Annotated in this window: 12 protein-coding genes and 1 pseudogene; 7 read left to right on the plus strand and 6 right to left on the minus strand. The window is 70.6% G+C overall.

Annotation, left to right across the window (positions count from 1 at the left end; all coding sequences use genetic code 11):
- Positions 1 to 313 precede the first annotated feature (313 nt).
- Positions 314 to 1,747 carry an IS1380 family transposase gene (locus XF36_RS13745; RefSeq protein WP_060710862.1) on the plus strand — a complete coding sequence of 478 codons (1,434 nt, stop codon included), beginning with the start codon at positions 314 to 316 and terminating at the stop codon, positions 1,745 to 1,747.
- A gap of 311 nt (positions 1,748 to 2,058) precedes the next feature.
- On the opposite strand, the gene XF36_RS13750 is transcribed toward XF36_RS13745, so the two are convergent.
- From XF36_RS13750 to XF36_RS13760, 3 genes are all read right to left on the minus strand, one after another.
- Positions 2,059 to 3,270 carry an IS256 family transposase gene (locus XF36_RS13750; protein ID WP_238589329.1) on the minus strand — a complete coding sequence of 404 codons (1,212 nt, stop codon included), beginning with the start codon at positions 3,268 to 3,270 and terminating at the stop codon, positions 2,059 to 2,061.
- Between the two features lie 340 nt (positions 3,271 to 3,610).
- Positions 3,611 to 4,738, minus strand: a complete 1,128-nt coding sequence (locus tag XF36_RS13755) for an IS30 family transposase (protein ID WP_060712295.1) — start codon at positions 4,736 to 4,738, stop codon at positions 3,611 to 3,613.
- Positions 4,739 to 4,797: 59 nt separating this feature from the next.
- Positions 4,798 to 6,054: an IS256 family transposase gene (locus XF36_RS13760; RefSeq protein WP_060711586.1), complete on the minus strand. Its 1,257-nt coding sequence runs from the start codon at positions 6,052 to 6,054 to the stop codon at positions 4,798 to 4,800.
- Positions 6,055 to 6,305: 251 nt separating this feature from the next.
- Between XF36_RS13760 and XF36_RS13765 the strand changes: the two genes are divergently transcribed.
- The 5 genes from XF36_RS13765 to XF36_RS13780 all read left to right on the plus strand — a co-directional run bounded on the left by XF36_RS13765 (position 6,306) and on the right by XF36_RS13780 (position 8,750).
- Positions 6,306 to 7,181 carry an IS3 family transposase gene (locus XF36_RS13765; protein WP_082375397.1) on the plus strand — a complete coding sequence of 292 codons (876 nt, stop codon included), beginning with the start codon at positions 6,306 to 6,308 and terminating at the stop codon, positions 7,179 to 7,181.
- 281 nt (positions 7,182 to 7,462) lie between these two features.
- Positions 7,463 to 8,020 (plus strand): amidohydrolase family protein, encoded by a 558-nt coding sequence (locus tag XF36_RS35590; RefSeq protein WP_414706244.1) that lies wholly within the window; start codon positions 7,463 to 7,465, stop codon positions 8,018 to 8,020.
- Complete coding sequence (locus XF36_RS13770) at positions 7,984 to 8,208, plus strand: PrpF domain-containing protein (RefSeq protein WP_060712296.1); 225 nt, start codon at positions 7,984 to 7,986, stop codon at positions 8,206 to 8,208. Before XF36_RS35590 ends, XF36_RS13770 begins: the two co-directional genes overlap by 37 nt.
- An 80-nt stretch (positions 8,209 to 8,288) precedes the next feature.
- Positions 8,289 to 8,417 (plus strand): hypothetical protein, encoded by a 129-nt coding sequence (locus XF36_RS34840; RefSeq protein WP_255357103.1) that lies wholly within the window; start codon positions 8,289 to 8,291, stop codon positions 8,415 to 8,417.
- A gap of 12 nt (positions 8,418 to 8,429) precedes the next feature.
- Positions 8,430 to 8,750 (plus strand): FCD domain-containing protein, encoded by a 321-nt coding sequence (locus XF36_RS13780; protein WP_060712298.1) that lies wholly within the window; start codon positions 8,430 to 8,432, stop codon positions 8,748 to 8,750.
- Positions 8,751 to 8,797: 47 nt separating this feature from the next.
- On the opposite strand, the gene XF36_RS30435 is transcribed toward XF36_RS13780, so the two are convergent.
- From XF36_RS30435 to XF36_RS35600, 3 genes and pseudogenes are all read right to left on the minus strand, one after another.
- A complete protein-coding gene (locus XF36_RS30435) occupies positions 8,798 to 8,947 on the minus strand; it encodes a hypothetical protein (protein WP_202968528.1) in 150 nt (49 codons plus the stop codon).
- A 128-nt stretch (positions 8,948 to 9,075) separates the two neighbouring features.
- Complete coding sequence (locus XF36_RS35595; protein WP_082375400.1) at positions 9,076 to 9,525, minus strand: helix-turn-helix domain-containing protein; 450 nt, start codon at positions 9,523 to 9,525, stop codon at positions 9,076 to 9,078.
- Between the two features lie 884 nt (positions 9,526 to 10,409).
- Positions 10,410 to 10,724: pseudogene (locus tag XF36_RS35600) on the minus strand (PucR family transcriptional regulator ligand-binding domain-containing protein); the annotation flags it as partial.
- Between the two features lie 208 nt (positions 10,725 to 10,932).
- Between XF36_RS35600 and XF36_RS13790 the strand changes: the two are divergent.
- On the plus strand, positions 10,933 to 11,739 hold the full coding sequence (locus XF36_RS13790; RefSeq protein ID WP_168169513.1) for an alpha/beta fold hydrolase: 807 nt from the start codon (positions 10,933 to 10,935) through the stop codon (positions 11,737 to 11,739).
- The last annotated feature ends 7 nt before the right edge of the window (positions 11,740 to 11,746 follow it).

Here is an 11,746-nt window from a genome sequence, read left to right on the forward strand (position 1 = left end):
CTCTTCCCGAACACGCTCTCAGGCCCGGACCTGCCCCACCCGTACGTAGCGTACGAGCCGTCCGCGCTCCCACAGCCTGACCACGATCGACTGCGCGAACCCCTCACCCGAAAAGAACAGGGGAGCCTGACCCGCTTCCTCGGACACCTGTTCTGACCCGAATCCGCGAGTAGCGCTGGTGTCCGGACTGGGGAGATGGCGATAGGTGCCCGCTGACCTGCGATGATCGTGTTTGCGACGACACGACATTGCGGGTTGAGAGGACACCTATCAGGTGCGAACAGTACGCAAGCGACGCCCGCGGTGTGCGCGGGTGCGTCTCGGCGCGCCGGACGCGGCGCTGACCAGGTTCTCCGGGCTGGCCGCGGTGACCGAACTGATCGACCGGCTCGGGATCATCGACAAGCTCGACGCCGCGGTCGGGCCCATCAAGGACCGCGACCGCGGGTGCAGCGCCGGGCAGATGCTGGTCGGCATGTCGGCGGCGCAGCTGTGCGGGGAGGACTTCCTGGTCGGGCTGGACCGGCACCGCGCCGACACCGCCGGGCAGGCACTCACGCCGGTGCCGGGGTTGGCGTCCACGACCGCCGCCGGGCTCGCGCGCAAGTTCATCGAGGGGCAGTGGGCGGCGGTGGAGACCGGGCTCGGTGACGTGCACACCACCGCGCTGGACCTGCTCGCCCAGGTCGACCCGGACCGGGCCGAGCAGCTGACGGCGGACGTGACGATCGATCTGGACACCACCGATGTCGAGGTTTACGGCCGGCTCAAGCAGGGCGTGGCGTTCAACCACCAAGGCCAGCGGGTCGCCCGCCCGCACGTCGCGACCTGGGCCGACACCGCGGTGGTGCTGGCCGCTGACCTCGGTTCGGGCCGGGATGACCCCCGCGCCACCAGCGCCGAGCTGTTCTACCGGGCGCTGGCCGCGCTCCCCGCGCAGGCGCGGGCGGGGCGAGTCCGCGTGCGTGCGGACGCGGGCTACTTCGCCGGGCAGCTCGCCCGCGCAGCCCTGTTCGTCGGCGTGGAGTTCGCCATCGGCGCCCGACGCATCGCGCCGCTGTGGCGCATCCTCGACGGCGTCGCGGCCGACGGGTGGACCGACGCGATCGACATGACCGGCGCGCAGGTCGCGGTGGCCGACTATTGCCCGAACTGGTGGCCCGCAGCGACCCAGCTGCTGATCCGTCGGGTCCGGCTCGACCTGGACCACGGCCAGGTCTCCGGTGACCCGCGAGCGCGGCGCCGACGCACCCTGCACCCCGCCCAGCGGGCGCTCCCGCTCGACGACCTCGCTACGGTGGCCAAGGTCGACGGGGTGTTCGCCTACTCGTTCATCGTGACCAACCTCGACGTCTCCACACCTGCCGCAGCCGCGCAGGCCGAGTACTGGTACCGCCACCGCACGAAGGTGGAGAACCTGTTCCGCGACACCAAGCACGGCGCCGCGCTGCGCCACCTCCCCTCCGGACACCTCGCGGTGAACCGAGCCTGGATGTGGGGCGCACTCCTGGCCGCCACCACCAGCGGGTGGCTGCACCACCTCACCGCCCGCACCCGCGACGGGCGCCTGGTCGGGCACGGCGTCCGCGGCGGCCAGGCCATGATCGCCACCCTGCGCCGGCGGCTGATCACCATCCCCGCCCGCCTCGTGCGCCACGCCCGCGGCCTCACCCTGCGCCTACCACCCGGCGAGCACCTACTCGCCGAGGTCCTCGCCCGCGTCCGCGCCCTGCCCGCTCCGTCCTGACCCGGCCGCACCGGCCCCGACCAGCACAGGAACCCGCCACCCGAGGCGACACTCGGGCCGCCCGCTTGCCCACCACCCAACTCCCGACCCAAGCAACATCAACTTTGGCCGACCAAGATCAGCTCATGACCTACTCGCGGATTCGGGTCTGAGCGATGATCGCTCGGGAAGGGAGCCCGTCGAATGCCTGCACCACGCCCTCCGGAGTCCCGCCGCCGCGCAGTCGAGCTCGCCCGTGCCGGTGAACAGCCGATCGCCCAGATCCCGAAAGACCGGGTCTGTAACAGGAACGGTGGTTCCGGCGTTGTTGGTCAGTAGTGCTCGGCGGACGGCCAGCGGTCACCGAACGTGATCGCGAAGGCGTTGATCACCGGCTTCCATCGGATCGTCCACCGTGCGCGGCCTCGCCCGGTCGGGTCGAGGCTGCGGGTCACAAGGTACAGGCATTTCAACGCGGCCGCCTCGCTGGGGAAATGCCCTCGCGCCCGTACCGCTCGGCGGTAGCGGGCGTTGAGTGATTCGATCGCGTTCGTCGAACACAACACGGCACGGATCTCGGCATCGTAGTCGAGGAACGGAACGAACTCGGTCCAGGCGTTGCGCCACAACCGGATCATCGCCGGATAAGTGCGACCCCATTTTTCGTCGAGGTCATCGAGAGCAGCGAGAGCGGCGTCGGCGGTGGGGGCCGTGTAGATCGCCCGAATCCCTCGCTTGATCGCATCGGTGTCACGCCGCGACGTCAACCGGAACGAGTTCCTGATCAAGTGCACGATGCATGTCTGCACGATGGTCTGTGGCCACACGTTCTCCACCACCTCGGGCAGGCCTTTCAACCCGTCGCAGACCAGGAAGAACACGTCCCGCATGCCGCGGTTACGCAGGTCGGTCAGCACCCCCAGCCAGAACTTCGCGCCCTCACCACCGGAGCCGGCCCACAGGCCCAGCACGTCCTTGCGGCCGTCGACGGTGACCCCGATCGCCGCGTAGACGGGCCGGTTGGCGACCTGCCCGTCGCGAACCTTGACCATGATGGCGTCCACGAAGACCGCGACGTATACCGCATCGAGTGGCCGCGACACCCAGTCCTGCATCTCGGTGATCACCGAGTCGGTGATCCGTGAGACGGTCTCCTTCGACACCGACGCCCCGTAGATCTCCGAGACATGCGCCGAGATCTCCCCGGTCGTCACACCCTTCGCGTACAGCGACAACACGATCTCATCGACATCGCCGAGGCGCCGCTGTCGTTTCCGAACGATCTGGGGTTCGAACGTCGGGTCGCGGTCTCTCGGGACCTCGATCTCGACCTCGCCGACAGCATCGGAGATGACCGTCTTCGACCGGTGACCGTTCCGGTTGTTCGTCGATTCCCGGTCCGGGTCGGCCCGGTTCTTTGCATGCCCGAGGTGCTCGGTCATCTCCTCCCCGAGCGCAGTCTCCAGAACGTTCTTGGTGAACAGCTTCAACAGCCCATCCGGGCCGGTCAGCTCCAGGCCGCGTGCTCGCGCGTCGGCCACCATCGCCGCCGCGGCGGCCTGCTCGGGCGAGAGCTGACGCCCTGAACCCGTCTCATCCTTGGCTGAACCCACAAGGTCCGATGTCATCACTCACAGTGCCCATCCCACCGGACCCGAGCCCGGCGTGTCGGGCCGGAACCACCGTTCCTTGCACAGGCCCGAAAGACCTGGGGATCAGCGAGTCGTGCCTGCGGCGTTGGATGGCCGTCGACGACGTCGACACCGGCCGCGCCGAAGGCCTGACCAGCGGCGAGAAAGTCGAGTCGGCCGAGCTGCGCCGCCGCAACCGTGTGCTGGAAGCCGAGGTCGAGATCCTCAAGCGGGCATCCTTGGACTCAACCGGTCAGCGCAACAGTGCTCCGAATCTATCAGCCGGGGTGTCGAAATCAAGCGTTTTGCGCGGTCGGGTGTTGAGGCGTTCCGCGACGCGGTCGAGTTGGGCCTGGGTGATGTGGTCGAGCCGGGTGCCCTTCGGGAAGTACTGGCGTAGTAGCCGGTTGGTGTTCTCGTTCGTGCCACGCTGCCAGGGGCTGGCCGGGTCGGCGAAGTAGACGTCCAACCCGGTCCGGGCGGTGACGATGGTGTGGCGGGCCAGTTCCATCCCGCGGTCCCAGGTCAGCGACTTGCGGACGTGTTCGGGCAGTCGGGCCATCTGCCGGGACAGTTGGTGGGCGACGGTGTGCATGTCGCGCCCTCCGAGCGCGACCAGCACGGTGAACCGGGTCGCGCGCTCGACCACGGTCGCGATCTGGGTGGTGCCACGCCCGAGCAGCAGATCACCTTCCCAGTGCCCGGGCACCGCCCGATCAGTCACCTCGGCGGGCCGGTCGTGGATGGAGACCGCGCCGGGGATCTGCGAGCGCCACTGCCCACCGGTGGTGTTGTGCACGTTACGCCGGATCGGACGGCCCGACCGCAGGTGTTTCTGCAGGTCTTTGGCCAGCACACCGCGGGTCTGCACGAACAGCGACTTGTAGATCGTCTCGTGTGACACCCGCATCCCCGATCCCGGAGCGTAGTGCTTGGCCAGGTGCCCGGCGATCTGCTCGGGCGACCAGTCCTCACCCAGTCTGGCAGCGACGAACCCACACAGCAGCGGACGACGGGCGAGCAGACACGTCTTGGGGCGCTGGGCCCGGCGCCAGGCGCGGTCCTCGGCGTCCACAGCACGGTAGGCACGCCGACCCTTGTTGCGGGCGACCTCCCGGCTCACCGTCGAGGCCGGACGACCGAGCCCAGCCGCGATGGCCCGGATCGAACGATACTGGGCCAGACCACGAGAGATCTCCTCCCGCTCGGCCGCGGTCAGCGTCCCCGGTCGGCGACGACGTGATGGCGGCACGTAGCCACCGGTGGACTTGAGCACCGTGAACACCGACCCCGGCGGGCGTCCGATCGCCCGAGCGATGTCACTGATCGACTCCCCACGCCCCCACCGGACCCACAGATCCGCGCGGTCGGCATCGGACATCCCAGGGTCAAGTCCGCTGGCGTGGTGTGTGACGACGACCGCGTGATCTTCTTGTTCGGTCAGGCGCTGAGCGCCGGGATGGTGGTGGTCGAGGTCGCCTCCTCAGCGCTGGTGGCGGTGTCGGGGATCGTGGTGACGCGGGAGCGGGCGAGGACGTCGAGGCCGAGGTAGCGGCGTCCTTCGGCCCATTCGTCGTGTTGCTCGGCCAGGACCGCGCCGACGAGGCGGATCAGGGAGTCGCGGTCGGGGAAGATCCCGACGACGTCGGTGCGGCGCCGGATCTCACGGTTCAGGCGCTCGGAGGGGTTGTTCGACCAGATCTGGCGCCACAGTTCTTTCGGGAAGCCGGTGAAGGCCAGGACGTCGGCTCGGGCGGCGTCGAGGTGCTCGGCGACCTTCGGGAGCTTGTCGGCCAAGGCGTCGAGGACCCGGTCGAACTGGGCGTGCACCGATGCGGCGTCGGGCTGGTCATAGACCGAGTGCAGCAACGCCCGCACCCACGGCCAGGACTGCTTCGGGGTCGCAGCCATCAGGTTCGCCGCGTAGTGCGTCCTGCACCTCTGCCAGGCGGCGCCGGGCAGGGTCGCCCCGATCGCGGACACCAAGCCGGCGTGGGCGTCGCTGGTGACCAGCGCGACGCCGGTCAGACCGCGGGCGGTGAGGTCGCGGAAGAACCCCAGCCAGCCGGCGCCGTCCTCGGCGGAGCTGACCTGCAGGCCGAGGATCTCCCGGTGTCCGTCGCCGTTGACCCCGGTGGCGAGCAGGGCGTGGACTGCCACGACCCGGCCGCCCTCGCGGACTTTGAGCACGAGCGCGTCGGCGGCGACGAAGGTGTAGGGGCCCTGGTCGAGCGGACGCGTCCGGAACTGCTCGACTTGGCCGTCGAGGTCCCGGGCCATCTCTGAGACCTGCGACTTCGACAACCTCGTGATGCCCAGGGAGTCGACGAGTTTCTCCATCCGCCGCGTCGAGACCCCGAGCAGGTAGCAGGTCGCGACCACCGTGGTCAGGGCCCGCTCCGCCCGGCGACGACGCTCCAGCAACCAGTCGGGGAAGTAGGAGCCGTTGCGCAGCTTGGGGATCGCCACGTCGATCGTGCCGGCGCGGGTGTCGAAGTCGCGGTGGCGGTAGCCGTTGCGGGTGTTCGTGCGAGCCTCGGAACGCTCGCCCCAGGCCGCGCCGCACACCGAGTCGGCGTCGGCGGACATCAGGGTGTTGATGAACGTGGTCAACATGTGGCACAGCAGATCCGGGCTCGCCTGGGACAGCTGCTCGTGCAGGAACTCGGTGGGGTCGATACTGGAGGGTGCGGTCATCGCGTGATCCATCTTCTGTGGGCTGTGAGAGGCGTTCAGAAGATCACGCGGTGGCCGCCCTACAGCTCGACCAGCTCGTCACCGGGCCGGTCGCACACCACCTTGGTGGACGCCACTCATCCCGACGCCACTCATCCCAGGTCGTCCCAGTCGCGCCATCCCACACCCCTATCATGATCAACTACCCGGGTGTTGCGCTGACCGGTTGAGTCCAAGTCGGCATACTTCGCGCGGGAGAACATCCTCCCAAAATGATCTTCCCGCTGGTCCGTGAACTGGCCGCTGACGGGTTCGCCGTCGCGGTGACCTGCAGGGTTCTGGGCGTGTCCCGCTCGGGCTACTACGACTGGACGACCCGCTCACCATCAGCGCGATCGGTCGCAGACGCCGCGCTGAACGTCACGATCGTCGAGATCCACACCATGTCCCGGCGCAGCTACGGCGCACCACGGGTGCACAGCGAGCTGCGGATGGCCCGTGAGATCCGCTGCGGACGCAAACGGGTCGCCCGGCTGATGCGCACAGCGGGGATCGCGGGGATCTCCCACCGGCGCAAACCCTCCGGCCGGCGCCCTGCACCCGCCCCACACGACGACCTGGTGCAACGCCGGTTCGTGGCTGACGCCCCGGACCGGCTGTGGGCCACCGACATCACCGAGCACCCCATCGCCACCGGGAAGGTCTACTGCTGCGCGGTCATCGACGCCTACTCCCGCATGATCGTGGGCTGGTCGATCGCCGAGCACATGCGCACCGAGCTGGTCGTCGACGCATTGCAGATGGCGACCTGGCGGCGCCGGCCCGCACCCGGCGCGATCGTCCACGCCGACCGCGGATCCCAGCACACGTCGTGGATCTTCGGGCACCGGCTGCGTGAGGCCGGGCTGCTCGGATCGATGGGCAGAGTCGCCTCCAGCGTGGACAACACCCTGGTCGAGTCGTTCTGGTCGACCATGCAGCGCGAGTTGCTCGACACCCGTGACTGGGACACCCCTGAACAGCTCGGATCGGCGATCTTCGAGTGGATCGAGGCCTGGTACAACCCCCGCCGACGCCACACCAGCATCGGCCACCTCACCCCAGCCGACCACGAACGACTTCACACCACCGCCGCTACCGCGGCATGATCAGCACACCACCCGTGTCCGGAGAACCGGGTCAGGCTCCTGTCCGGGCTGGCCTCGGTGTCTGCGGTGAGCGCCATTGCGAGGTCTTCAGCGGTCGAGCCACTCGCCGATTGCATAACAACCGATGCGGACATCCTTGATGCCGCTCGTCACGCCGCCCCACAGCGTGCCCTCCGCACACCCGGCGCACGCCCGCACCTCCGGATGCCACTTCCGCGACGATTGTCAACATTTCGTCGCGCATCTCGTCGCCTGCAGCTCCGCGTGGTTGCCGTCCCGCCATCCGGCCGCCCGGACGCGACGCCGCGTCCGCAGAAGGAGGCGACGATGTCCACCCCCCACCGACCGCCCGACCACCGCCCGGCAGGGGAAGCCCGAGATCGCCCCCGGCTGGCTGGCGCCCCACCCCGCCCCGGCGGTCCCCGAGCCCGCGCTGCCGGCCGGAACGGTGGACGCCCACTGCCACGTCTTCGGACCCGCCGCGGAGTTCCCGTTCGCACCGGAACGCAAGTACCCCCTGCGACGCCGGCCGTGAGGACCTCGAGGCCCTGCACGAGCGCCTCGGGATCGCCCGGCGGGTCGTGGTCCAGGCGACCTGTCACGGCGCGGGCAACAGCGCGATGGTCGACGCCGTGCGCTCGGCGGGCGGTCCGGGCCCGCGGGTTGCGACCGTGCGGTCGGACGTGACCGACACCGAGCTGGGTGTGCTGCACGAGGCAGGGGTACGCGGGGTGCGGTTCAACTTCGTCAAGCGATCGGCACCCGGACCTTCACCCCGGTCCGCCCGCACCCGGCCATCGGCGTGCTCGGCGCGGTCAGCGTCGTCACCGCCGGGCTGATCGAGGGCAGCGTCGCTCACGACGTGCTGGTACGCGGGGCCGGCGGGCCGCTCGCCGTCGAGCACCCGACCGGCACCTTCGAGGTCCAGGTCGATCTCGACGCGAGCAGCCCGCCCCGGGTCGAACGCTCGACGGTCGTCCGCACCGCGCGCACGCTGTTCGACGGCATCGCCGTCCCGCGGGCCTGAGCGTGGCCGCCGGTCCACTCGACGGTCACGACTATCGTGCCCCGGAGAGGGTTCCGATCCCGGCGTGGAGGATGTCGACGATGAGCTCAGCACGCCCCCGTACGACCGAGGGCACGGCCGAGACCGTCGTCGACGCCCTGCGTGACGCCATCGCCGCCGGTGAAGTCGTTCCCGACCAGCGGCTCATCGAGGCGGACCTCTCCGAGTAGTTCGGCGCCAGCATGCAGGAGGCCGTCGCCACCGGTGACCTGCTGGGCTGCTCCGCACTGAACAGCGAGCTGCACGCCTTCATCCGCGACACCGCCGGCCAGCGCACCGCCGGAACCATCCTCGAACGGCTGCGCGGACAGAACGTGCGTCACCAGTTCCGGCTGGTCATGCAGCCGGGGCGGCCGTCGGTGTCGCTGCCGCAGCACCTGGCGATCATCGAGGCACTGCGGGCAGGGGATCCGGACGCGGCCGAGCACGCCATGCGGTTCCATCTCGGCAGCGTCGTCGAGGCGTTGCCCACGGCCGGGACCGCTCGGGGGCCGGGGGCCTGAGACGCCACCCGCCCCGTCCGATCCCGGCGCGTCGGCCCCGCCCCGGGTCACGACACCCGGGCCGCCCGCCGCGGGTACACCCGCAGTGCGTTCTGCGAGTACACCGCCGCCCGCTGCCCGTCGCTCAGCGCCGCGGCGTCGACGTAGCGCCCCGTGTCGTCGAAATGGTGCCCGGTCCGCGGGTCGATGCCGCGCACCGCCGGTCAGCGGGGGCGCGATCCACCGCCCGCCGCTGGCCCTCGGCGAATGCCTGGAGCTGATCCGCGCGCCACACCGTGTGCGCTGCCGGTGCGGTCGTGTAGTGGCCGTGGCGGTCGATGATCGTTCAGTGCCCTCCGGATCGCCGAGCGACGTCGCCGCGACGTGCGTCTCGACGGAGGCCATCGCGATTGTTAACAAGAATGGAGCCAAACTGGGCGGGGTCGGGTCGATCACCGTGGGTCGCACCGGGCGACGGGAGGCCGGTCCCGCCGGACGCCGCCCCCCGGCCGCGCCGGTGCCGGCTCACGGCGATGACGACGTTCGCTCGCTGGACCGGATCCGCCAGATCCAGGCCGAGCAGGTGCTGCACGCGTGCGATCCGCGTCCGGACGGTCTGCCGATGCACGCCGAGGTCCCGCGAGGCCGCCAGGAGCACCCCGTGATGCCGGAGGAATGCCTCCAGCGTCGTGAGGAGATCGTCCACACCCGGCTCAGTGAGCAGTGGGCGCAGCAGCTCGTACGCCCACGCCGCCAGGAGATCGTCGTCCAGCAGCGACACGACGTCGCGCCGCATCTGCTGGTCGTAGCTGCGGACACCGGGGCCCCCGGCACCGCCCGGCGGGCCTGCTCGACCGCGGTGTGCGCCTGTGCCAGCGCCACCGTCCGGCTCACTCCCACCCGTACCGTGTGATCGGTCAACCCCGCCAGGACGCCGTCGACGACCTCCACCGGCAGCACGGCCACCAGGTTCCCGTCGAGCTCGGTCACGTAGCCGGTCTCGAGGTCGTGCTCGGCGACGTCGTGCGGAGCTCGCGGGGCGTCGGCCATGACGAGCGCTCGCACCCGGCCGGGTACCGGGGCGGCGGGCGTACCGGTCAGGAGCTTCTCGGTGGCGGCGACCGCCCGGGCCGCGGCGAGGTCCTCGGCGAGCACGAGGTCGGCGACCTGGCGGCGGACCCGGCGGCGCTGGTCCCGGCGGCCGATCTCCTGCTCGGTGATCAGCGTCAGCAGCGTCACCGCGACCAGCACCGCGGACCGCCCGTGGTCGGGCTCGTCGTGTCCGATCACGACCCCGATGTGCCCGCCGGGTCGGCTGCGGCGGCCAAGGGGCTGGATCGTGACGGACGCCGAACCCCAGTTCAGGGCGGCCGACGCCCCGTACCCGCGAGGTCGCAGATCCCGGACCTCGGACCCGATGGTGGCAACCAGCCCGTCCGATGCGCCGCCCGTGCGGTGCACGATCTCGCCCTGCGGTCCGAGCAGGACCACGTGCCCGCCGACCAGCGCGGCCAGCTCGTCGGCGACGGCCGTCGTGGCATCCCGCCGCTCGGCCGCCGCGAGCAGACGGCGGTGCATGCGCAGTGGCTTCTCCACGGCGTCCCGCTCGGCGGCGGCGACCAGCTCCGTCACCTCACGGCTGATCATGGCGAAGGGGGTGCGGGACGGGACCTCGAGCACGGGGAGGCCGACCGCAGCGGCCTGGGCGACGAGGTCGGCGGGGACGCCCGCGTGCACCCGGTCGACACCGAAACCGAGCCCCGCGACCCGGCGGCGGGTCAGGCGCAGCACGTAGTCCGACAGCTCCGGTCCCGACGCGGGCAGCACCTTGCCGGAGGTGAGGACGAGCTCCCCTCCCTGGAGATAGGGGGTCGGATCGGCGAGCTCCGTGAAGGCGACCCACCGTAACCGCGGGAACCCGACGGAGTCCGGTGTCAGCAGGCGCAGACCCAGCGGCTCCCGAGCCAGCAACGACTGCAGCGACGGTGGGTCCATCGTCACCTCTCACGTAACGGCCTGATGAAACCGATGCCCGGATGGCACCGCCAGCCCGGCGCGCCGTCGCAGCTCACAGCCTTGACGCCGACAGTTCTTCGCCAGAGTGACACTGTATATCGCCCGGAATCGCCATATAGACCATTGGTCTCGTCCCGCCCGTGCCCTTCACTCGTCACACATCACAGCGACGGGCACGGAGGAAGCAGTGACCAGCACTTTCAGTCGAACAACGGCGGCCGACCGGTTCGTCGTCGGCCACGTGGCCGGCGTGGACCGCGGTCCGGTGACCGGCGACCCCGTACTGCTGCTCAACGGTCTCGGGCTCGCGGCGGAAACCTGGGCACACCAGATCGCCGCGCTCGTCGGGCAGGGGCGTCGTGTCGTCGCCGTGGACCGTCGTGGTCACGGTCGGTCACCGTACCGTCCGGTGTCGCGGTTCACCGAGCTGGTGGACGACGTCGTCGCGGCACTCGACCACCTCGATCTCGGACCGGTGGACGTCTGCGGGCTGTCGATGGGCGGGACCGAGGCCGTCGGCCTGGCGGCCGCGCGCCCGGACCGGGTGCGCCGTCTCGTGCTGGCCGACACCTTCGTCGCGCTCGCGCCGGAGGTCGCCCACGAGCGGATGGCCGGCATGCGGCGGCTCCTCGCGAGCCACGGCATGGCCGGACTGGCCGGTGCCGTCGTCGACGGCATGCTGCACGTGAGCCCGCCCCCCGCCGAGCGCCGCGCGCTGGTCGACGCATTCGTCGACCTGGGCGAGTACGCGTTCTTCCAGCTCATGGGCGTCCTCTACCAGACCCGCCTCACCGCGGAGCTCGCCGCCGTCGAGGTGCCGACGCTGGTGCTCGCCGCGGAGTACGACACCCGCACTCCCCCCGCCTCCATGCGCGCGCTGGCGGAGACCGTCCGCGACGGTCGCCTCGTCGAGCTGCGCGGCGCCGGGCACTTCCCGCACCTGGAGCGCCCGGACGAGTTCTCCGCGGCGCTGTCCGACTTCCTCGCCGGCTGACCGACCG

The sequence above is a fragment of the Pseudonocardia sp. HH130629-09 genome (assembly GCF_001294645.1).
Taxonomy (GTDB): Bacteria; Actinomycetota; Actinomycetes; order Mycobacteriales; family Pseudonocardiaceae; genus Pseudonocardia.